This is a genomic window from Leptolyngbya sp. FACHB-541, assembly GCF_014695875.1.
Classification (GTDB): Bacteria; Cyanobacteriota; Cyanobacteriia; order Elainellales; family Elainellaceae; genus JAAUTN01.
The window spans coordinates 1-20,685 of record NZ_JACJPC010000097.1 but is presented as its reverse complement, the minus strand read 5'-3'; the positions used below and the strand labels follow the sequence as shown (position 1 = coordinate 20,685).

General features: G+C 47.0%; 16 protein-coding genes and 1 pseudogene. 10 read left to right on the top strand and 7 right to left on the bottom strand.

What is annotated here, in order from left to right; translation table 11 throughout:
• Positions 1 to 228: hypothetical protein (locus H6G00_RS35000; RefSeq protein WP_206757014.1), on the top strand; the 228-nt coding region annotated here is incomplete at its 5' end.
• Here the strand turns inward: H6G00_RS35000 and H6G00_RS19810 are convergent.
• The 3 genes from H6G00_RS19810 to H6G00_RS19800 all read right to left on the bottom strand — a co-directional run bounded on the left by H6G00_RS19810 (position 196) and on the right by H6G00_RS19800 (position 2,168).
• Positions 196 to 513 carry a hypothetical protein gene (locus H6G00_RS19810; RefSeq protein ID WP_190798057.1) on the bottom strand — a complete coding sequence of 106 codons (318 nt, stop codon included), beginning with the start codon at positions 511 to 513 and terminating at the stop codon, positions 196 to 198. The genes H6G00_RS35000 and H6G00_RS19810 overlap by 33 nt on opposite strands.
• Before the next feature lie 194 nt (positions 514 to 707).
• Positions 708 to 1,265: a GNAT family N-acetyltransferase gene (locus tag H6G00_RS19805; RefSeq protein ID WP_190640815.1), complete on the bottom strand. Its 558-nt coding sequence runs from the start codon at positions 1,263 to 1,265 to the stop codon at positions 708 to 710.
• A 192-nt stretch (positions 1,266 to 1,457) separates the two neighbouring features.
• Positions 1,458 to 2,168 carry an alpha/beta hydrolase gene (locus tag H6G00_RS19800; RefSeq protein WP_190798056.1) on the bottom strand — a complete coding sequence of 237 codons (711 nt, stop codon included), beginning with the start codon at positions 2,166 to 2,168 and terminating at the stop codon, positions 1,458 to 1,460.
• A gap of 173 nt (positions 2,169 to 2,341) precedes the next feature.
• On the opposite strand from H6G00_RS19800, the gene phnD reads away from it, so the two are divergent.
• From phnD to phnC, 3 genes are all read left to right on the top strand, one after another.
• Complete coding sequence (gene phnD, locus H6G00_RS19795) at positions 2,342 to 3,349, top strand: phosphonate ABC transporter substrate-binding protein (RefSeq protein WP_199318607.1); 1,008 nt, start codon at positions 2,342 to 2,344, stop codon at positions 3,347 to 3,349.
• A gap of 77 nt (positions 3,350 to 3,426) precedes the next feature.
• Positions 3,427 to 4,254, top strand: coding sequence for a phosphonate ABC transporter, permease protein PhnE (gene phnE, locus H6G00_RS19790; RefSeq protein WP_199318606.1), 828 nt, complete (start codon positions 3,427 to 3,429; stop codon positions 4,252 to 4,254).
• A 15-nt stretch (positions 4,255 to 4,269) separates the two neighbouring features.
• Positions 4,270 to 5,052, top strand: a complete 783-nt coding sequence (gene phnC, locus H6G00_RS19785; RefSeq protein ID WP_190640818.1) for a phosphonate ABC transporter ATP-binding protein — start codon at positions 4,270 to 4,272, stop codon at positions 5,050 to 5,052.
• A 13-nt stretch (positions 5,053 to 5,065) separates the two neighbouring features.
• Here the strand turns inward: phnC and H6G00_RS19780 are convergent, their stop codons facing one another.
• From H6G00_RS19780 to H6G00_RS19770, 3 genes are all read right to left on the bottom strand, one after another.
• Positions 5,066 to 9,160, bottom strand: coding sequence for a BTAD domain-containing putative transcriptional regulator (locus H6G00_RS19780; protein ID WP_190798054.1), 4,095 nt, complete (start codon positions 9,158 to 9,160; stop codon positions 5,066 to 5,068).
• A 429-nt stretch (positions 9,161 to 9,589) separates the two neighbouring features.
• Complete coding sequence (locus tag H6G00_RS19775; protein ID WP_199318605.1) at positions 9,590 to 9,829, bottom strand: response regulator; 240 nt, start codon at positions 9,827 to 9,829, stop codon at positions 9,590 to 9,592.
• Between the two features lie 490 nt (positions 9,830 to 10,319).
• Positions 10,320 to 14,108 carry an NB-ARC domain-containing protein gene (locus H6G00_RS19770; protein ID WP_190798053.1) on the bottom strand — a complete coding sequence of 1,263 codons (3,789 nt, stop codon included), beginning with the start codon at positions 14,106 to 14,108 and terminating at the stop codon, positions 10,320 to 10,322.
• 455 nt (positions 14,109 to 14,563) lie between these two features.
• Between H6G00_RS19770 and H6G00_RS19765 the strand changes: the two genes are divergently transcribed.
• From H6G00_RS19765 to H6G00_RS19735, 6 genes are all read left to right on the top strand, one after another.
• Positions 14,564 to 15,754, top strand: coding sequence for a calcium-binding protein (locus H6G00_RS19765; RefSeq protein WP_190798052.1), 1,191 nt, complete (start codon positions 14,564 to 14,566; stop codon positions 15,752 to 15,754).
• A 169-nt stretch (positions 15,755 to 15,923) separates the two neighbouring features.
• The gene (locus H6G00_RS19760) at positions 15,924 to 17,081 is read left to right on the top strand and encodes an acyl-CoA dehydrogenase family protein (protein WP_190798051.1); all 1,158 of its coding nucleotides are present in this window, start codon (positions 15,924 to 15,926) and stop codon (positions 17,079 to 17,081) included.
• Positions 17,082 to 17,108: 27 nt separating this feature from the next.
• Positions 17,109 to 17,273: a hypothetical protein gene (locus H6G00_RS19755; RefSeq protein WP_190798050.1), complete on the top strand. Its 165-nt coding sequence runs from the start codon at positions 17,109 to 17,111 to the stop codon at positions 17,271 to 17,273.
• 317 nt (positions 17,274 to 17,590) lie between these two features.
• Positions 17,591 to 18,412 carry a calcium-binding protein gene (locus H6G00_RS19745; protein ID WP_199318604.1) on the top strand — a complete coding sequence of 274 codons (822 nt, stop codon included), beginning with the start codon at positions 17,591 to 17,593 and terminating at the stop codon, positions 18,410 to 18,412.
• Positions 18,413 to 18,554: 142 nt separating this feature from the next.
• On the top strand, positions 18,555 to 19,784 hold the full coding sequence (locus H6G00_RS36175) for a calcium-binding protein (RefSeq protein ID WP_190798049.1): 1,230 nt from the start codon (positions 18,555 to 18,557) through the stop codon (positions 19,782 to 19,784).
• A gap of 78 nt (positions 19,785 to 19,862) precedes the next feature.
• Complete coding sequence (locus H6G00_RS19735; protein WP_190798048.1) at positions 19,863 to 20,078, top strand: hypothetical protein; 216 nt, start codon at positions 19,863 to 19,865, stop codon at positions 20,076 to 20,078.
• Here H6G00_RS19735 and H6G00_RS19730 read toward each other — a convergent pair.
• A pseudogene (locus H6G00_RS19730) lies at positions 20,075 to 20,685 on the bottom strand (IS6 family transposase); the annotation flags it as partial. The gene H6G00_RS19735 and the pseudogene H6G00_RS19730 overlap by 4 nt on opposite strands.

The following is a 20,685-nucleotide window of genomic DNA, read 5'->3' as shown; positions in this document are numbered from 1 at the left end:
CACCGCACATTGAGCAGGATGACTTCGGGCAAAAAGTGCCGCCACTTGAATAGAGAAGCAGTAGACATTGAAGAGGAAGAAGGCAAAGCTGGGCTTACCTACCTTACCATTGAACCCATTTTTGCGACACAACCGGAAGAAGCGAACTCGAATGTGTTGATTGAGACATCGAGCGTTAGCTCATTTGCGTCAAAATTAATCGTCTGTTCGCTCAGATGGAGTAATTAATTGCCACTCCAACACAAGCGTCCCATCCGTGTGACGGCTGTAAACGAGGCGATCACACTGCTGATTTTGATTGCAGTGAACACCCAACGAACCGTTGTGATTGGGAGTGCTGTATAAGCACATCCAGTTGCCGTTTTCTAAGGAGTGGTAGGTTCCACCCAAGGATTCACAGCCTTGTTGGATATCAGATGCAATTGCAGTTGGGATGGCGATCGTTGAGGTTGATGCAACGATCGCTGAAACAGTCAAGATGCTGGTCAGAATTGAATTAAGTTGGGTCAGCATATCTGTCCTCTTTGGCTAACTTGTCAGGGGTGATGCAGTTCTCTTGCTGCATCTGAAATTAAGTTAGCGATCGAGACGTTGCCAAAGTGTTCCTAAAGCGTTCCAAACTCCAAAAGCTGATCTAGAGCTTAAATGTATAAAAAATCAAATTTCCTGTAGGGTTATAACATTGCTATTCTCTTACAGGGAAATGGCTACAACTCAAGCAACATGGCAAACGATTGTCCTCCTACTCGATTGATCACCTCGCTGTTTGGAGTTTTTTTAAATCCAAGCTTAGTGTAAAACTGAATGGCTGGGGCATTGTTAGCCCGCACCGTCAGGTAAATAGCAGAATATTTTTCAGTGGCGTATTGCACCAATGCTTCCATCAGTTGTGTGCCCGCTCCCATGTGCCTGAAGGATTTAGCAGTGGCGATCGCCAACTTAGGAATTCCATTTTTGCTATAGCCATATTCCTTGCGGTCATCTGGCAGCAACCGCAACCAAGCAGCGGCTACAGGGTGTTGAGTTGCAGGATGAATTGCCAGGAAACCAATGTCATTGGCTTGTCCCCAGTTAGCGACATAGCGAGCCAAGTGAGGATTGCGTTTAGCGTCGTCTAAAACTTCGCCTGCCTCCTCCATTTGAGCCGCTTCATAGAGCATCTCCCACAAGAATGGTTCATCGAATTGGGTAGCAACTCGAATCTCAAACATTATTGTTTGACGGGAACTAGGTTCTTCATTTGAATTTGGTGCTTTAATCTGCATACGATTTCTCCTTTAACTGAGTGACAGATACGAAAGCGTTGCGATGTATCCAACTCTAGTTAATATAAAAAGTGTTCCCAAAACGTTCCCAAAGCGTTCTGAAGTGTTTGGAACCCTCTACAAGAGAATGTTTGAAGAGATTAAGTTGTGTAGGTTGCAAGATGCATGATCAAATATTGCCAAATTAATCGCTCAAAACGTTTCCAAGATTTTGACTAATTCCTCAGGATGCGACAGCATTACATCGTGACCAGACCAGAGTTCGATGATAGTTGCCTTCAGCTTACGGGCGCAGGCTCGGCAGGTTTCGATGGGTAACGCCTGATCGTTCCTGCATAAGATGTATAGCATTGGAATTTGCAGCTGAAATAGTTCGTCATCCTCAACCTTACTGGTCATTGCACCAAACGGTTCAGGAGTTAACTTGCTAAAGAAGAGATGCGCTTCTGTATCTGAAAATTCGTCAAAATACCGTTCCCGTGCCTGCTCATAGCTAATGGGTATGCTGTAATCTGAGCGGTTTTGCGCCATCTTAAGATAGGCATCTCGCTGATCCAGCGAAACGTAGTCCATTTGAGATTCACCTTGCTCAGGAACCAGCGCTGCTATAAACACCATGCCTGATAGGCGATCGCAAAGCGCCTTCGCAACCGCTGCAAGTACCATTCCACCAGCAGAGTGACCCACTAGAATGAGATTGTTAAAGTTGTGCTCTTCGACATACTGAATGACCGCGTTTCGGTAGGTCTGTAGGTTAATCCTTTCTCGTGGGGTTGGATCGTCTCCGTGTCCAGGTAAGTCAATCGCATACGCCTCATGACCACGATTCTCCAGAAGACCTACAACTTTGTCCCATGCCCATTTGCCATGCCGATTGCCGTGTATCAATAGAAAGCAGCTCATTGCCTCAGTTCATTAATCAAGCTTGTAATACCAGGCTATTCTAAAAAAGCTTCTAAGGTTCTACTATTTCTTCAAGGTGCGACAACTTCTCTTCAAAAAGAATCTTCTTTGAAGAAAACATTATGTTAAGACAACTCTCTACAAAATTTACATCTGTTCTGGCAGTTGCATTCATGAGTGCAACCCTTTTAGGAAGCTGTATAAATTCTCAAGTTTCTCAAAGAACCAGCATCTCTAATATCGATAGCAACACTGGAGATGAGACTTGTGCTCCCGAAATAGAAGAGATTGAGTTTGGTATCAGCCCTAGTGAATCTCAAGAAAACTTAAAAACCCATTGGGCTCCTTTTTTAGCTGCAATGGAAGCTGAATTAGGACGACCCGTTATTGCATTTTATGCAACTGACTATGCAGGGGTAATTGAAGCGATGGGTGCTAATAAGTTGCAGCTTGCCTGGTATGGAGGAAAAGCATATATTGAAGCAGCTAAACGATCGAATGCAGAAGCATTTACGCGCACCGTCAACTCAAATGGAACCCAAGGTTATTATTCACATTTAATTACAAACGTGGCAAACCCAATTGTAAATGAAGTTGATTTACAAGAAGGGACGGGCGATCGCTACATTGTTGACCATGCTGCCGAGTTAACCTTTGCATTTAATGATCCCAATTCAACTTCGGGTTTTTTGGTTCCCACCTATTACATCTTTGCTAGGAATAGGATGAATCCAAACGAGGCATTCAAAGAGCTAATTTTTGCAGGAAGCCACGAAGCAACAGCATTAGCAGTCGTCAATAACCAGGTAGATGTGGCAACAAATAATAGTGAAACGTTGACGATGCTGGAGAAATCTGATCCAGAGACACGAGCCAAGATTCAAGTGATCTGGACTTCTCCTGTGATTCCTACAGAACCGATCGCCTATCGCAAAGACTTGCCCAGTTGTTTAAAGGAACAAATTAGCTCCTTCTTTTATAACTACAAAGATGTAACCGTTTTGGAGCCTTTAGGTTGGTCTGGATTCGTTCCTGCGGAGGATAAAGATTGGAATACAATTCGTGAATTGGAGATTGCAAAAGACATTCTAGAAGTTCAAAATAATCAAGCTCTAAGTACCGAGGAAAAACAACAGCAAATCAATCAACTCGAACAACAGTTAGAAGAACTACAGTCCTAAATTTCTAGGCTCTCACTTCTGCAAGAAGGTTGAGATTTGAGCGCAGTCAGGAGTTTGATATAAGAATTATTATTAATATGGAAGAAAATCGCTCAGTGACTAACGCCTCAATCTCTCCTGCTGTTCGAGCAATGTTGGAGCAAGAAGCTAAACGAGTTACGCCTGCTCGAATCATCTACTTGATGCTAGCGATCGCCATTCTTATCTTCTCCGCTATTCAAAGCGAGCTTGATGCGGGCGAATTACTTCAAGGCAGCCGTAATATGACCGAGTACATTAGCCGCTATTTTCCACCAGATTTCTCTCATTGGCGGCTCTATGTAGAGGAGATGATTGAAACTATCTCAATGGCAATCTGGGGAACGTTGCTCGCTGCAATTATTAGCGTTCCTCTATCACTGCTTGCTTCAGACAATATTTGTCCTGCTTGGGTTGTTTTTCCGGTACGTTGCTTGTTGGATGCAATGCGAGCAATTAACGAAGTGGTGTTTGCTCTAATCTTTGTAGTAGCGGTGGGATTAGGTTCCTTTGCTGGAGTGCTGGCATTGTTTGTGCATACATCTGGCATATTGGCAAAGCTTTTGTCAGAAGCGATCGAAGCAATTGATCCAGCTCCGGTTGAAGGCATTCGAGCTACAGGCGCTAACCAACTACAGGAAATTTTGTTTGGCATCATGCCTCAAGTGTTGCCGCTGTGGGTATCGTTTACGCTTTATCTGTTTGAGGCAAATGTTCGCTCCGCATCAGTGTTAGGAATTGTTGGGGCGGGGGGAATTGGGGTATCTCTCTATCAAAGTTTTCGCTCGTTTGAGTACACTCAAGTGTGTACGATTTTGATAATTCTAACCACATCAGTGGCAGTGATTGATATGATTTCTTCTAAATTGCGACAAAAGCTAATTTGATTTTGCTGTCTTGAAATGCAAGCGATCGAAGTAAGAAATTTAACCAAATCATTTAGCGCCAGTTCTGGTGCTAAAACAGAAGCCTTGAAGAATGTCAGTATGGCGATCGCTCCCAAGGAAATTGTGGCGCTGGTAGGGGCTTCGGGATCTGGAAAGTCTACATTACTCAAACTGATCAACGGACTTCAGATTGCAGATAGTGGGCGAGTAGAGATTTTTGGAACACCCATTCAATCGGCAGGGCTGTTGCACTCTAAAGTGAGAAATCTGCGGAGTCAGATTGGCTTTATCTTTCAGCAGTTCAATTTAGTTAATCGTTTAACCGTGATCGAAAATGTGTTGATTGGCAATTTGTCCCGTGTGTCCTTGGGGCGATCGCTATTTCACTGGTTCACCCATGCCGAAAAACTACAAGCCTTAGCGGCTTTAGAGCGAGTGGGAATTCTTGAGCAGGCTTACCAACGGGCTGGAAGGCTCTCTGGGGGGCAGCAACAGCGAGTCGCGATTGCCCGGTGTTTAATGCAGGGTGCAACGATTATTTTGGCGGATGAACCCGTTGCGTCCCTTGACCCAGAATCGGCTCGTAAAGTGATGGAACTGTTGCTCATGCTGAACCGTGAGCAGGAGATTACGCTGGTTGCCTCATTGCATCAGGTTCAAATTGTGCGGCATTACTTTGAACGGGCGATCGCTCTTGCCAATGGTGAGATCAAGTTTGATGGCAAGACCGTTGAGTTGCATGACGAGCGACTGAATCAAATCTATGGGGTATCAAGCGAAGAACTCCTGTTGTCTTAGCTGTTCCTAACTTCTACTCATGACCTGAAATTTCATCTTCGATCGCTCCAAGGGCTTTCAAATTTATTTTTTGTGCTTCGGTTAAACCTTGGATTCCAGTGATGTTTGTTCCCTCGTAGGGACGTTCTGGTTTAATTGATTTGAAGCATTCACCTGTTTGGAGATTCCAAAGTTTAATCACCTCATCAGCCCCACTGCTAGTCAAGATTTGATCGTCTGGATTGAGCGCGATCGTCCAAATCAAATTCGTGTGCCCTTCCAGTGTGCTGAGGCACTGCCCATCTCGCAGCCGCCACCGCTTGATCGTTTGATCGTGGGAGCCGCTGATTAGGGTTTGTCCGTCTGCGCTCCAGATAATTGACCAGACTGTATTTTTGTGTGCCTGTAAAGTGGTGAGACAGTCTCCTGTCGCTACGTCCCACAACTTGATTTCACCATTGGTGCTGCCGCTAGCTAAGGTTTTGCCATCTGGTGCAAATGCAATTGACCAAACCCAATTATTTGGATCACGCAGAATCTGGGCACAACTGCCATCGCTCGGATTCCATAATCGCAACGTTTGGTCGTAACTTCCGGTTGCCAGCAATTGTCCATTAGGGCTCCAGGCAAGTTTTCTCACCCAATTTTCATGTCCTTTCAAAACCTTTAAACAGCGCCCCATCAGCGGATTCCACAGCCTGACTGTATGGTCGTGGGAGCCACTGGCAAGGAGTTGTCCGGTCGGGCTCCAAGCCATTGTCCAGATCAAGCTGCTGTGTCCTTCTAACTTTCTCAAACATTGTTTGCTTTCGAGATCCCACAGTCGAATCGTTTGATCATCACTACAGCTTGCCAGAGTTTGTCCATCCGCGCTCCAGGCAACCGTCCAAACTGAATGGCTGTGCCCCTCAAATAGGTGAATACGCTGCCCTGTGTTGCTGTCCCACAAGGACACCTGGCAGTCATCCCCACCGCTCGCTAGTATTCGTCCATCCGGATGCCAACTGGTCGAGTGGATGGTGTTTCGATATCCCTGCAACGTTTTTAGATGAGAACCAGAGCGGGGATGCCACAAACGAATTGTTTGGTCGAATGAGCCACTTGCCAACACCTGTCCATCCAGATTCCACGCGAGCGATCGCACCGAATTCTGATGGTTTTGCAGCACTTTCACACATTGCCCTGTGTAGGCATTCCAAACTCTCACTGTTTGGTCGTCGCTTCCACTGGCAATCGTTGTTCTATCTATGTTCCAGACGATCGACCAAATGGCATTTGTATGTCCCTCCAAACAGTTCAAGCATTCCTGTGTTTCAACATCCCACAACCGAATAGTTTGGTCATTTCCTCCGCTGGCAAGAGTGCATCCATCAGAACTCCATGCCAAAGCCAACACTGCATTATTGTGACCCTGGAGAGTTGCAACACATTCATTTGAAAGGATGTCCCATAGTTTAACTGTCTGGTCAGCACTACTGGTTGCTAGGATCAGTTGAGGTTCTGTTTTAGAGCTTGTTGAAGGCATCGGCTTCCAGGCAACAGTCGTAATTTTATTGTCATGTCCCTGAAGCGTTTTGAGACACTGCCCCATGTAAGGTTCCCAAATCCGAATACACTGATCAACGCTCCCACTGGCGAGAAATTGTTGATCAGGACTCCACGCCAGTGCCCGAACTTTACTACCACAGAACAACTGTTGGAGGCAACGTCCGGTGTTTATATCCCATATTTTGATAGTTTGATCATCGCTCGCGCTGGCTAACATTTGTCCATCTGGGCTGAAGTCAATTGACCAAACCCAATCGCTGTGTGCCCGCAAACTCAAGTGAGGTTGTCCCACACTCACCAGTTGGTCAATATCGAGTTGAGTTCGCCAGAACCAAACTTCACCGCTCGTATCGGCGGCTGCCAAATACTGATTGCTGGAGAAAGCGACAGTAAGAATACTGCCAAAAGTTTGCGTAAAAACAGAATGATTGACAATAGTATGGCTCAGATCAACGTAGCGCAAATTCACCTTTTGTAGATAAGCGTGCCAAATGATTAAGTTGGAGAAGTTAAACGCTCGTAGATCAAATTGTAAGTGGCTACACAGATTAATCAGATTGCCACAACCATACCCAGAGAAGTGATTGTCTGGCTGTTGTAATACTGTCAATATCTGAGAGATGCGTTGTTTTAATAGATTTTGAGTATTGAACGTGTGACGAAACTGAGCTGCAATCGGGTTCAAAATTAATCGAACCTGACTTTCTCGAACATAATCTTTGACAGTGGTTTTAATTAGACAATAGCGAATAAATAGAGATAATTCAGCACTAGTCAATTCCTTAATGATCTGATTGACAAAGCGCTCAGTCACAAACTCCATTACAACAGGTTGTTGAGTGTAACTGCCAAGTTGAGTTTCAAGGAGCGATCGCCGAGACAATGCTTCCAAAGCTTCTAAAACAACGGTGCGAGATGGAGTTGGGACAATATCTTCAATCAACTCGTTGCTAGAAGTCCATTCTCGGTTAATTGCCAGCCAATACATCACAATCTTTTCAACTTCCGTCAATCGCCTAAACTGCTGGTCAAGCAACTGGCGAATTCCCTGAAAGACAAATGCATCCTGTTCTAAAAACAGAGCAATCTTGCTATCAAATAAACTTTGAATTGAAGTCGCCACAATTTTCAGGGCAAGTGGGCTACAGCTATAGCGATCGCACACCTGTTGCTTTTCTGCATCAGTTCCCACTAAACCTTTTGCATCCAGCAACGCTCTGGCAGCTTCAGGTGAACCCGATAGCAACAGCGATCGCACAGGAGAATTAGCGCTTTCCAAAATCCCCACTTCCGCAGGTTTTTCCCGACTAGTGAGCAAGAGACAACTTTGATGAGTTGTTTCCGCTACCAATCGCAGTAGCTCACCATAATTCTCATAGCCTGTGCGGTAGGAACCTGCTCCATCACCCTCCTGTAAAATCGTCTCCAAGTTATCGAGAATAATTAAACAACGAGAGTGCCGCAACCAGTGCAGCAGACGGTTCAGCTCTGTTCCACTATCCTGCTGATGAGACAAAAATGGAATTAGATCCGCTAAAAGCGTTTCCAGCGGCGGAGCGTTTCGCAGCGATCGCCAGATAATCAATTCAAACTCATGCTGTACGCTCTGTGCCCACTTGATGGATAAGGTAGTCTTGCCAATACCGCCCATCCCCACTAGCATGAGCAGCCGAGAGCGATCGTTAATACTCCACTGATGTAGGATGGTCTGTTCAGTTTCTCGACCGTAGAAGATGGAGACATCGATCGCTTCACCCCAGTCAGTGGCGATAGATGCTTGAATAACAGCGTTTCGAGAAGCGGGAGCGGATGCGATTGTTTCATTTGTCGGCGAGTTTGTGGCTTCTTCCTCGCGCAGCAGTTGCTCATACAGCTTGCGCGTGGTGGAACTTGGATCAACACCCAGTTCTTCGCGCAGCATCGTCATGCAGCGGTGGTAGATCTGGAGGGCATTGGCGCGATCGCCACTTTGACTGTAAAGCCGCATTAGAGTGCAGTAGGTCGCCTCGTTGAAGGAGTCTACTCGTAATAATTGCTGTGCGTAGCTGAGGGCAGCGCGATAGTCTTGCTGATTTTGCAATTGGTCAATCAGTTGCTCCAGGGCGGTGCTGTACAGTTGCTGAAGCCGTTCGCGTTCCGGGACAATCCACTCGTCCTCGCAGCTTGGTACCAAATCGCCTTTGTAAAGGGCGATCGCCTGTTTGAGCAATGCTTGTCTTGTCCGAGCATCAGCCGTTTCTGCTGCCTTTAAAGCATTCTCGAATTCCATCACATCCAGGGTGAACGGCGCGACGGGCGACCATTGCAACGTCTTTGACTCGATCAGCAGGAATTGATCGACTTGAGGTAAATTGCGCCGTAGATAGGTTAACTCTTTACGGAGATTGGTACGTGCCTGGGTGTCAGTCGAATCTGTCCAGAGATGAAAGGCAAGCCGCTGGCGCAGTTGAGGCGAGTGACGGTGTAAGATGAGGTAGGACAGCAATGCCTGCGATCGCGCTGAGTGGATGCCCGTAATCGCACGATCGCCATCGGTGATAGACAATTCTCCCAACAATTGAATTTGTAAAGTTAGAGACATCGCTCTGAAACCCTGAACTGTCGATCTCTCCTCAGAGCTTACAACTCATGACACACTGTCTTACAAGTTCTCAAGATTTGATTAATTGTTTACAGAAATTTATCTAGGCAAATCGTTTGCTCAAACAACAGCAATCACTGACTCAGTATATCTGTCGTCTTCTACAGCGACAAACGGGCACTTCTATTAAGAAGATGATAGTGCAAGAAGGAATGTTAGTTATCAGCAGTAATTCAACCCGAAATTTAACACTTAAAACTTCAATTTGAGCAATTACAACCAGAGCCTCAGTTCATATTAACTCCAAAAATGTATAACCATCATTCGTCCTTTCATGCACCACTGCTATACAAGGGCGAGTATCTGTCGCTTCTTTATCTTTAACCTCTACAACGGATAAAAGAACGGCAAGAACAATTATCAGGCTGGTCACAATGTCATTGCGTTCAGTCGGGTGACGATCGCCTTGACAAGTTGTTCTAGCTCTAGTGGTTTCGTCAAGTGCTTTTGATATCCAGATTGCAGCGCTTTTTTCTGATCAATTTCTGCGGCATAAGCAGTCAGCGCGATCGCAGGAATCGTTCCGCCTTGAGCTAGTGGGCGTGAGCGAATCTGCCCCATCAATGCGTAGCCATCAATTTCTGCCATCCCGACGTCACTGACAACCACATTTGGAGCGATCGATCGAGTACCTGCAACGCTTCGGAGCTAGAGGCAGTGGCAATCACCGTTGCCCCCTGTTGTTCCAGCAAGAAAACCTCAGTTCTCTTGTTGGGGAGGAAGTAATGGGTGTCCCCACGAGATACGCAACCAGTACATTAGGAAGACTCATGTACGTTTTTACAAAAGATGGCGCAGCTTTCAAATTCGTGACGTATATCCCATGTTTTACGAACATGCCTCATTCTGGGCAGTTGTATAAAGCTTTTGCGCCATGAATTTGATAGTGAGACTTGATAATGTGCTAAGGGAACAAAAATAATAAAATCCTTGTCTTGCACGGGTTATACGCTTGTGATGCCGCGCACGAATTTGAAAGATACGCCATTCTCTGTAAAAGCGTACACCCTAATACCCTTAGCGTTATGTGCTGTGTTTCTGTTAACCCAGTCGCACCAAAGATATTCATCTCTTCGTAGAGGCGACCGCGCGTTCAAATTCAGCACCTTCGCTCATACTCGATCGCACCCAACTGTTTCAGCACTGCTTTCTGTCCGCTGCTTAAACCTGTCACTCCCTGGATGTTCATGCCTTCATAGATTCGATCGCTCTTCAAAACTCGCAGGCACTCACCCGTTTCTACATCCCAAAGTTGAATCGTTTCATCGAAACTGCCACTGGCAAGCAGCAATCGTCCCGTGGTATCACACCCAAACGCAACCGAAAAGATGATACCTGTATGACCTTGTAAGACGTTTAAGCATTTTCCAGAATCCAAATCCCACAGGCGAATCGTATTGTCAGCGCTACCACTGGCGAGGAGTTGTGAGCTATTAGATGAAGGGGGGCGGAGGGCGAGCGATCGCACCATTGCAGTATGCCCTTTCAAGCTTTGCAGACATTGTCCTGTGGCAATGTCCCACTGCTTAATGCTGTCATCACTGCCGATGCCAATCAAGGTTTGTCCATCAGCACAAAACTCTACTTCAAACCCCAGTAGATCGTGCTGATCGAAAACCTGTATACAGGTGCCCGTTTCGACCTGCCACAGTCGCACGATTCCATTCTTAGCGATACTGGCGAGCCAGCGTCCGTCGGGGCTAAAGGTAACATGCCACACCGGAAAGTCATGTCCAACCAGCGTGTGCAGATGAGTTCCGGTATATAGATCCCAGAGTTTAACCGTAGCATCATTACTGGTACTTGCCAGAACCTGTCCATCGGAACTGAGCGCTGTACCAAATATACAATTGGTGTGACAATGCAGCGTCTTGATGCACTGTTGGGTTTGGACATCCCAAACCTTAATCGTGCCGTCGGAACTGCCGCTGATAAAGGTTTTGCCATCGCTGCTAAAGGTCACATCCCAAACCCAGTGGGTATGCTCGTTAAAGGTTTTGAGGCAGGTACCCTTTAGAGGGTTCCAGAGCCTAACCAGTAAATCTGTGGCGCTGCCGCTGACAATGTGTTGACCGTCGGGACTAAATGCAACAGACAAGACGCGACTAAGGTGTCCCTGCCAGGTTTTCAAAGCCTGTCCAGTGGTGACATCCCACACTTTCTGCACACTATCGGCACTACCACTCAACAGGGTTTTGCCATCAGGGCTGAAGGCAATCGCAGTCACGCAGGCTCGATGTCCCAGCAATGTGCGGAGCGGCTGCTCGGTTTGCAGATCCCACAGGCGAATCGTCTGATCCTGTCCAGCAGTCGCCAGGAGCAAACCATCCGGACTAAAGGACACTGACCAAACGAGGTCTGTATGTCCCTCGAAGCAGATAGATTCTCCGGTTGCCGAATGCCATAGTCTCACGGTTTTATCCCAACTGGCACTGGCAACCCACTGACCATTTGGGCTAAAGGAGACTGACAACACGGTGTGGTGATGTCCTTCAAATTGACGCATTTCACTGAAAGTTGAAAGATCCCAGAGCCGTACGGCACAATCGTCACTCCCACTCACCAACCGTTTGCCATCGGGGCTGAAGGCAACCGAGTGAACAATGTCAGAATGCCCTTCTAGGAATGTCAAGCAAGTTCCCGTCTCGACATCCCACAGTTCCAAAAATCCCTCTTCTTCACCGATCGCCAGCCATTTGCCATCAGGGCTAAACTGCACTGCCCAGCTCATCTTCACAATTTGAAACGGCTCACGCAACAGCTTTCCTGTTTGCACATCCCAGAGTTTGATCAAAGAATCGTGAGGACTGCCGCTGGCGATCGTTTGACCATCAGGACTAAACGATACCTCCCAAGCAAACTCGTTGTGTGCCTGCCAACTTAGCTTCGGTTGCCCAGAAGCCGCATCCCAGAGGTGAATTCTACCGTCTGAATCGCAGCTTGCCATCAAACGACCATCGGGACTAAAGGCAACATTGACTAAACTGCTGAGGGTTTGAGCAAAGGCAGACCCGGTGAAATTACACTCGGTGAAATTAACCTGATGCAGTGGGGTTTCCGGGAGATACGCCTGCCAGATGGGTAGATGAGAAAAATCCCATCCACTCAGATCAATTTGGAGGTAATTGAGCAAACTCAGCAGGTTGGTTGCTGCATATCCTGGATAAACTTCAGAAGTGTTTTTTAGTTGTTGCAACTGCTGCTGGAGGTGTTGGCTAAGGGCAGCGGTGGAACCAAATGCGCTGCTTAACTGAGTCGCGATCGGTTCCAGAATTAGCCGAATTTGGCTCTCGCGAATATAGTCGCTGGCGCTGGCTTTGGTGAGAGCATAGTGCCTCAGCAGGTTAAAAGGCTGTGTACCCTTGAGTTCGGCAACAGCAGTTTCAATGATATGTTCTGTGACATATTCCATCACCGCTGGCTGTTGGGTAAAACTGGAGGGAATGCGTTTAGCTTCACCGTTCTGCCTTGCATCACCGTTTTGTAGAATCTTCCGTTCAATTTGCGCTTGTGCAGCCGTTTCTATCAGACATCGCCGCCCTAACTTTTCCAATACCTCCAGCAACCGCGCCTTAGACACCATAGGAATAATGTCGGCATGAAGCTGACCAATCGTCGTCCCTTCTCGGTTGATCGCTAACCAATTCATCACTTGCTGTTCCAACGCTGATAGACGTTCGATTTGCTCATCCAGCAAACGACGCAGCCCATTAAAAACGATCGTCCCCTGCTCTAAAAATTCTGCAATATCGCCATCAAACAGGTCACGAATCGATGTGGCGACAATCTTCAACGCCAGAGGATTACCCCGGTAATGTTCGATCAGGTTGTCGCGATCGGCAGCATCTCCCGTTAACCCTTTGGCTTCTAGAATGCTGTTACTGTCTGTTGGGGTGAGTCCGGTCAGTTGCAGCGATCGCACCGGCAGCGCATCGCCCTCCAGCGCTGCGACTTCTGAGGGCTTTTCTCGACTGGTCAACAGCAAACAACTTTGGTGTTCTGTTGCACCCACACGCTGAAACAGTTCTCCATACGCTTCATAGCCGGAGCGATAACTGCCCACAACCTGTCCACTCTGGAGAATGGACTCCATATTGTCCAACACTAGCAGGCAGCGATCCTGTTTCAAGTATTGGATCAGTCGGGTGATTTGGGCTGAAGTGCCTTTCGGCAAGGTAATGTCTTGCTGGCGAGAGAGGAGTGGAATCAGGTCTTCGAGGAGATTGTCCAAGGGTGGAGCATCTCGCAGCGATCGCCAGATGACGAATTCAAAAAGGGAATCGGGTTTTGTAGATAATCCATCACCTTCCTCGGAGCGACTGCTAGCAATTTGCTGAGCCAGTTTAATCGACAGAGAGGTTTTGCCAATGCCTCCCATGCCTAATAAACAAATCAAACGGCAGCGTGAAGCCTGTGGTATTCCAGAAGGATTTTGCTTTTCAGAAGAGAATTCACCCCTAATCCATTGATGCAAAAGCTCCAGTTCCGGTTGACGACCATAGAAGGTAGAAACATCCATGGCTTCGCCCCAATCAATACAGGGAGAAGCAGTGCCAGTGTACTCACTATTGCGTTTTCCAGATGCCTTATTTTTCGGCTCGCTGGCTCCTGCTTGAATTTCTTCACTTTCTTGCTGGTAATGATGCTCCAACGAAGCACGGAAGTTGGTCTTGCTTACCGTCTCACCTAACGCATCAGAAAGTAATTGCCAGAGTTTCGGACCCGCATATCGTTTTAAGTAACTGGCAGCGTAATTCTTCCGGTTGGCGATTTCTTCGTAGGTTTGCCCTTGCCAGGAGCCACTTAAGATTGTAACTTCAACAGGACTGAGCCGTCGCCTAGTTTTTGCCACGACGAGCGCATTTGCGACTTCAAGTCCCTTCTCCACGTCCATCAATCGACGTATCTAGTCATACACTGGTTCAACTAAATAATGTACCAAATTTTACCGAGTTGCTTTACCTTGCGTAATCTTTCTATAACGTTTTTGTTGCACAACGTATGAACTTCTATCTATTGACGATTTACGAACACTTTGATATCGAACTGCTTTATCAGCAGGGAATACATAGATGAATACTCATACCCTTCATATCCCTCATACGGTTGGGTGAAGGGATTTAAATCGGCAAAGAATTAAGGTCTAAATATCGAGAGCAACAACACATTCAACAACTTCTTTATTTGTTGATGAATATAACTTCTACTGTTGCGTTGTTTGTATTCCATTAAGTGTTTTGCGTTCGCAAGATGTACAAAGTCGTTTGTCTTTGCGATCGCTTCACTTGATGTCTTTTCGATTGTTTTACAACTCAAACCACAACTATTTCAAGAGAAATCAAAATGACTGAACCTATTTATGGCGATGATAATTCAAATCAGCAGCTCTACGGCGACCTCAGTGGTGAGCCTGAGAACGATACCATTTACGGACTAGGAGGAAACGATATCATTTTTGGACTAGGAGGAGATGACATCATTTATGGTGACGATGGTCAAGATCTGATCTCTGGTGGTGATGGCAACGATTGGATTGATGCTGGCTCTGGTAGCAATCAGACTATCTATGGTGGCAATGGTAACGACACGATATTGGGTGACGGCAGTGCCAAGTTTATGCAAGGTGGCGCTGGCGACGACCTTTACTATGTCAATCATCAAAATGACTACGTTGGTGAGGAGCTTAATGAGGGGGTTGATGTTGTACGCGCTAGCATCAGCTATACGTTGACAGACTATGTCGAAAAGTTAGTTTTGGAGGGCAATGCCGCCAACGGCACGGGTAATGCTTGGGATAATGAACTCTACGGAAATGCTGCTGACAACCTCCTCTCGGGTGGTGATGGCAATGACGTGCTCCGAGGTGGCGGTGGCAATGACGTTCTTCGGGGTGACAACGGTGACGATCACCTGATTGGGGAATCAGGCAGCAACCAATTACTTGGGGGAAGCGGCAACGACGTTTACTATGTCGAGAATGCAACTACCACCGTTTTTGAGGTTGCTTCGGGGGGATCTGATGCTGTGCGCTCCACCGTTAGCTTTACCTTATCAGCAGAGGTCGAGGCTTTAGCTCTGGATGGCACTGCTGCGATTAACGGTACGGGTAACAACTTGGCTAATATTATCTACGGTAACGCTGCTAACAACTCCATCTCTGGTGGTGGCGGAAATGACTATTTAGCGGGTCTTGGCGGAAATGACACTCTAACGGGTGGCTCAGGGCAAGATAGCTTTCTCATCAGTGCTCCACGCCAGGGAATTGACACGATCAAGGACTTTAGAGTGGTGGATGACAGTTTCTATATTGATCGAGCTGGCTTTGGAGCTGGATTGGCAGCAGGAGTCATCACGGCTGATCAATTTCGGCTTGGGTCGAGTGCTCAAGACAGTAGCGATCGCTTTATCTATAACAAAGGTACTGGAGCGGTATTCTTCGACGCAGACGGCATCGGGGGAGGGGCTCAGGTTCAGATTGCCAGAGTATCGACTGGCTTAGCAATGACGAACAAAGACTTCTTTGTAGTAGGCTAATCACTTACAAATAGCCTGGTGGGGGACATGCTTCCCCACTGGTTACCTACTGTCCTTCATTAAATTTAGATGGTCAAACGTTTGATCAAACGCGCTCTGATTACTCACCAATTGCGTGAGTAATTTGTAGGGATGGTTTTACTGTGTTGAAAAAATCAAGGAGATAAAAATGACAGCACATACGATCGATCTAACTATTCAAGATTCACCTTCTAAAACCCATTGGCTAGAACTCGTTGAACAGTTAGGAAAACAGTTTGCAGCACGATCGCAACAGGTTGATGAGAGCGATCGCTTTGTCTTTGAAAATTATGCTGACTTAAAAGCACATGGATTTGTATCGCTGGGTGTGCCGCAAGCGTTGGGCGGTGCTGGATTGAATCATGCTCAGCTTTGTGAAGTCATGCATAAACTAGCTCAACATTGCAGTTCAACTGCCCTTGCATTTGCCATGCATACTCATCAAGTAGCAACGGCTGCTTGGCGATGGGAACACCAGAATGCCCCGGTGGAAGGTTTACTGAAACGAGTTGCTAATGAGAACATCATCATTCTCAGCAGCGGCGGTTCAGACTGGCTGGAAGGCTCAGGACAGGCTGAGCGGGTAGAGGGTGGTTTTGTGATTAATGCCCGCAAGGTGTTTGCCAGTGGTTCCCCTGTTGGCGATCTGCTGATGACTAGCGCGGTCTACGAGGACCCAGACGCAGGGGCAACCGTCTTACATTTTGCCGTTCCCCTATCTGCGCCCGGAGTGGCGATCGAGTCAACCTGGAAAGCTCTAGGAATGCGGGGTACAGGCTCTCATGACATAACCCTCTCCAATGTATTTGTTGCCGATGCTGGTATTGCCGGAAAGCGTCCACAAGGCAAATGGCATCCATCGTTTCACATTGTCTCGATGATTGCCTTTCCGTTGATTTACTCGGTGTATTTCGGCGTTGCCCAAGCAGCCCGCGATCGCACCCTTGAACATCTTAAAAAGCGTCCACAAGGCAGCCATCTCGCCTATCTCGTCGGTGGTTTAGAAAATGAACTAACCGCAGCCCATCTGGCGCTCAAACACATGATTGCAGTGGCTGCCTCTAACCAACCCGGACTGGAAACCACAAACCAGATTATGACGGGTCGCGCCTTAGTCGCTCGCGCTGTCTTAAACGTAGTGGAGATGGCAATGGAAGCAACAGGTGGCACTGCGTTCTACCGTTCTAAGGGTATTGAACAACTATTTCGAGATGCTCAAGGCGCACGCTATCACCCCCTGCGCGATGGAGATCAACGCCGTATGAGTGGACAACTTGCTTTGAACTGGACAGTTGAGCACACTTAGTCACTTAATCCTTACAAGGAGAGCACCATGATTTCCCCGATTTATTCTGCAACAACTTCTGCGATCGCAATAGATACTCCAGCCGTGCAATCTATTGCCCCTACTGAAAATAAACCCAGCAGAACAAGGCTATCTGCCCACTGGGAAGTAATCGACAACAAGTTGGTTTGCCAATGGCGATTGTCTGATTAAACCGACCGAGAAACGTTTGGTTTCTCTAGTAATGCATCGTTGTCACGAGAGATGCGCTACTAAACCGATTTCAAGTGTGTTTCACGTTGGTTTTAGGTTTTATCGGAAAATTGACCACTCAAAAAATGGAAACCTACCAGAAGAATTAACATGATTTACAACGGTTCAGAAGCTAGGGACATCTTAGCGGTAGCGAGGATGCTGACCTCTTTTCCCATGGTGGAAATGATGAAGTTTATGCACTAGGAGGGGATGATTACATTAATGCAGGATGGGGAGATGACATTGTTGCTGGAGGGCAAGGAAACGATTACGTCTTGGGGCTTTCAGGCAATGACACTCTATGGGGTGAGGACGGGGATGACACACTCTTTGAGATGGACGGTAATGATCTCCTAAGTGGTGAAGCAGGCAATGACTTCATGGATGGTGGAAGCGAAAACGATTCCTACTATGTACATGACCTTGGAGATACGGTGGTTGAAGGGTTATCGAATGGCACTGACACGGTTTACTCCTATTACTTAACGAGCTATACCTTGGGTGCTAATGTAGAAAACTTGGTTCTGTCCTCCTCACAAGACCCTACTTTAAATGGCACGGGCAACAGTCTTAGCAATAGCATCTATGGAAATGGAGCCAACAATGTTCTCTCTGGTTTAGGGGGTAATGACTTTCTCGATGGTGGTGGTGGCGAAGATAGGCTGGAGGGTGGTTCAGGCAAAGATTTCCTTTATGGTTTTTCAGGCAATGATTCCCTAATTGGTGGTAGTGGGAATGACTTTTTGCTTGGAGGTATGGGTCGTGACACGTTAACGGGTGGTTCAGGCAAAGATTCCTTTGGCTTTGAAACTCCTCTCTATGGGATCGATACGATCAAGGATTTTGCGGTTGTAGATGACGTTGTCTGGGTTGCTGATACCTTTGGGGGTGGATTAACAGGCAATGCAGTTCTCAAAGTCGATCAATTCCGGATTGGGTCGAGTGCTCAAGACAGTAGCGACCGATTTATCTACAACAAATCTACCGGAGCCTTGTACTTTGACAGCGATGGCATTGGAGGATTAGCTCAAATTCAGTTCGCCAAACTATCCACGGGTTTAGCAATGACACACCGAAACATTTACGTAGAGTCGTAAAGTAGTCTTTTCGCCTCAACTCGACATTGTTCTGATCTGAATTGTTCTTTACTGATTTTGTTGCCTCATTCAAGCGACAGGATGTGGTGAACTCATTTCCTCTAACAAACAAAACAAACTTCAAACATTGGGAGCAAATTCAATGGCAAGGATCAAAGGCACAGAGCGTAGAGACTATCTAGAGGGTACAGGTAGTCCCGATTTAATTCAGGGCTATGGTGATAACGATTACCTCAACGGCAAGGGTAGCGACGATCGCCTCGATGGTGGAGCTGGTAACGATCGCCTCGATGGTGGAGCTGGTAACGATCGCCTCGACGGTGGAACTGGCAACGATGACCTCAGGGGTGAAGATGGCAATGACACCCTTGACGGTGGCTTTGGCAATGACACCCTTAATGGTGGAGCTGGCAACGATTTCCTCAACGGTGGTGCTGATGATGACACCCTTGAGGGTGACAGTGGCAATGATACCCTTTACGGCGGGCTAGGCAGCGATTCCCTTAGTGGTGGACTGGGCAGCGATTCCCTTAGTGGTGGTGATGGAAACGACATCCTCGATGGTGGATACGACAACGACACTCTCGACGCTGGTAATGGAAACGATACCCTCCACGGGGGGAACGGTGTTAATTCTCTTGAAGGTGGATTAGGCAACGATGTTCTCTTTGGTGGAGTAGACAACGACATTCTCTCTGGTGGTGGTGATAGCGATTACCTTCGTGCTGGTAATGGCAATGACACCCTCAACGGTGGATCAGGTTTCGATACTCTTCATGGTGAGGCTGGTAACGATTTCCTCAATGGAGGTGAGGGTATCGATTATCTCTATGGTGGATTAGACAACGATTATCTCTATGGTGGTAATGGTAGTGATGTTCTCTCCGGTGAATTAAGTAACGATTTCCTTCACGGTGAATTAGGCAATGATTCTCTCTCTGGTGGAGAGGGTAACGATTCCTTATATGGGGGCAGTGGCAACGACACCCTCATCGGTGATAATGGCAATGATTACCTCTATGGTGGCGATGATAACGATCGCCTCGAAGGAGGAGATGGCGTTGATATCCTGATCGGTGGATATGGCTCTGACACGCTTCTGGGTGGTATAGGTGCCGATAGCTTCAAATTCTTTTCTCAAGCTGATGGCATTGACGTTATCAAAGACTTCGATCGCAGCCAAGGCGACAAGATTGAAATTTTCTCCTCAACGTTTGGTGCCACTTCTCTAAGCCAGTTCAGCTACAACAGCACGACGGGTGCCTTATTCTTCGATGCTTCACCGCTTGATAATATTGGACCGCTTCAGTTCGCAACAATCGAGAATAAACCTGTTGGTTTCTCAATCCAAACCGATCTAACTCTTGGCTAAGTTCAGCGATGAGTTTGTAGTGAATACTACCTACCTACTTTTTAGGTTATGTATGTGTTAATGGCTGTGTAACCAAGAGTGCTTTCTTCTAAGGTGAAAGTCCACGATCGCTCCCAAAGTCTCCTTAATGGTTATGATTTTGCCCTGACCAACGATGAACAGATTGATTGGCTCACAGGCAACGGCGGATCTGACGTTTTTGTGTTAGGCGAAATTACTGGAAAGGTGTTCTACAGGGTTGTGTCGCAAGAATTTGTTAAGGACAACCGATCGATATCGTTTTCATTTCCTTAAGCAGCAATTCCAAAAATCGCTTCGATAAATTTCACTTCAGACCCACTGTTCCCTTGTTTGCTCCTTTTACTTGTCCTTTCCGAATCATATTCATCGCTTCGATTCCGCTCAACGTTCTTCTCGCACTATTGAACGATTTGAACCCCATCATCGGTCTGGTGATTCGCTTGATATTTCTGTGGTCCTGTTCAACCACGTTATTTAAGTATTTCACTTGCCGTAATTCGGTTGTTTCAGCTAGCGTCTCATCTGCTTTGAGCGCTTCCATTGCCACTGGGTAAGCCACATTCTTGTCTACTGTAATGACTCGTGGAGACTGCGTATGCTGACCCTTAAGTACTTTGCGAAAGAATCTTGCTGCTGCCTTGCTATTCCGCTTGGCACTCAGCATGAAGTCGAGGGTATTTCCTTGCGAATCCACGGCACGATACAGATATTTCCACACACCCTTAATTTTGATGGAGGTTTCGTCCACGCGCCACGAGTCGTTTGTCGGCTTCAAGTGCGGTCGAACCCGTTTGTCCAGTTCTGGAGCATACTTCAGCACGAGAGCGATTGATCGTCGAGTGGTCTACCTCCACCCCCCGCTCCTGCATCATCTCCTCCA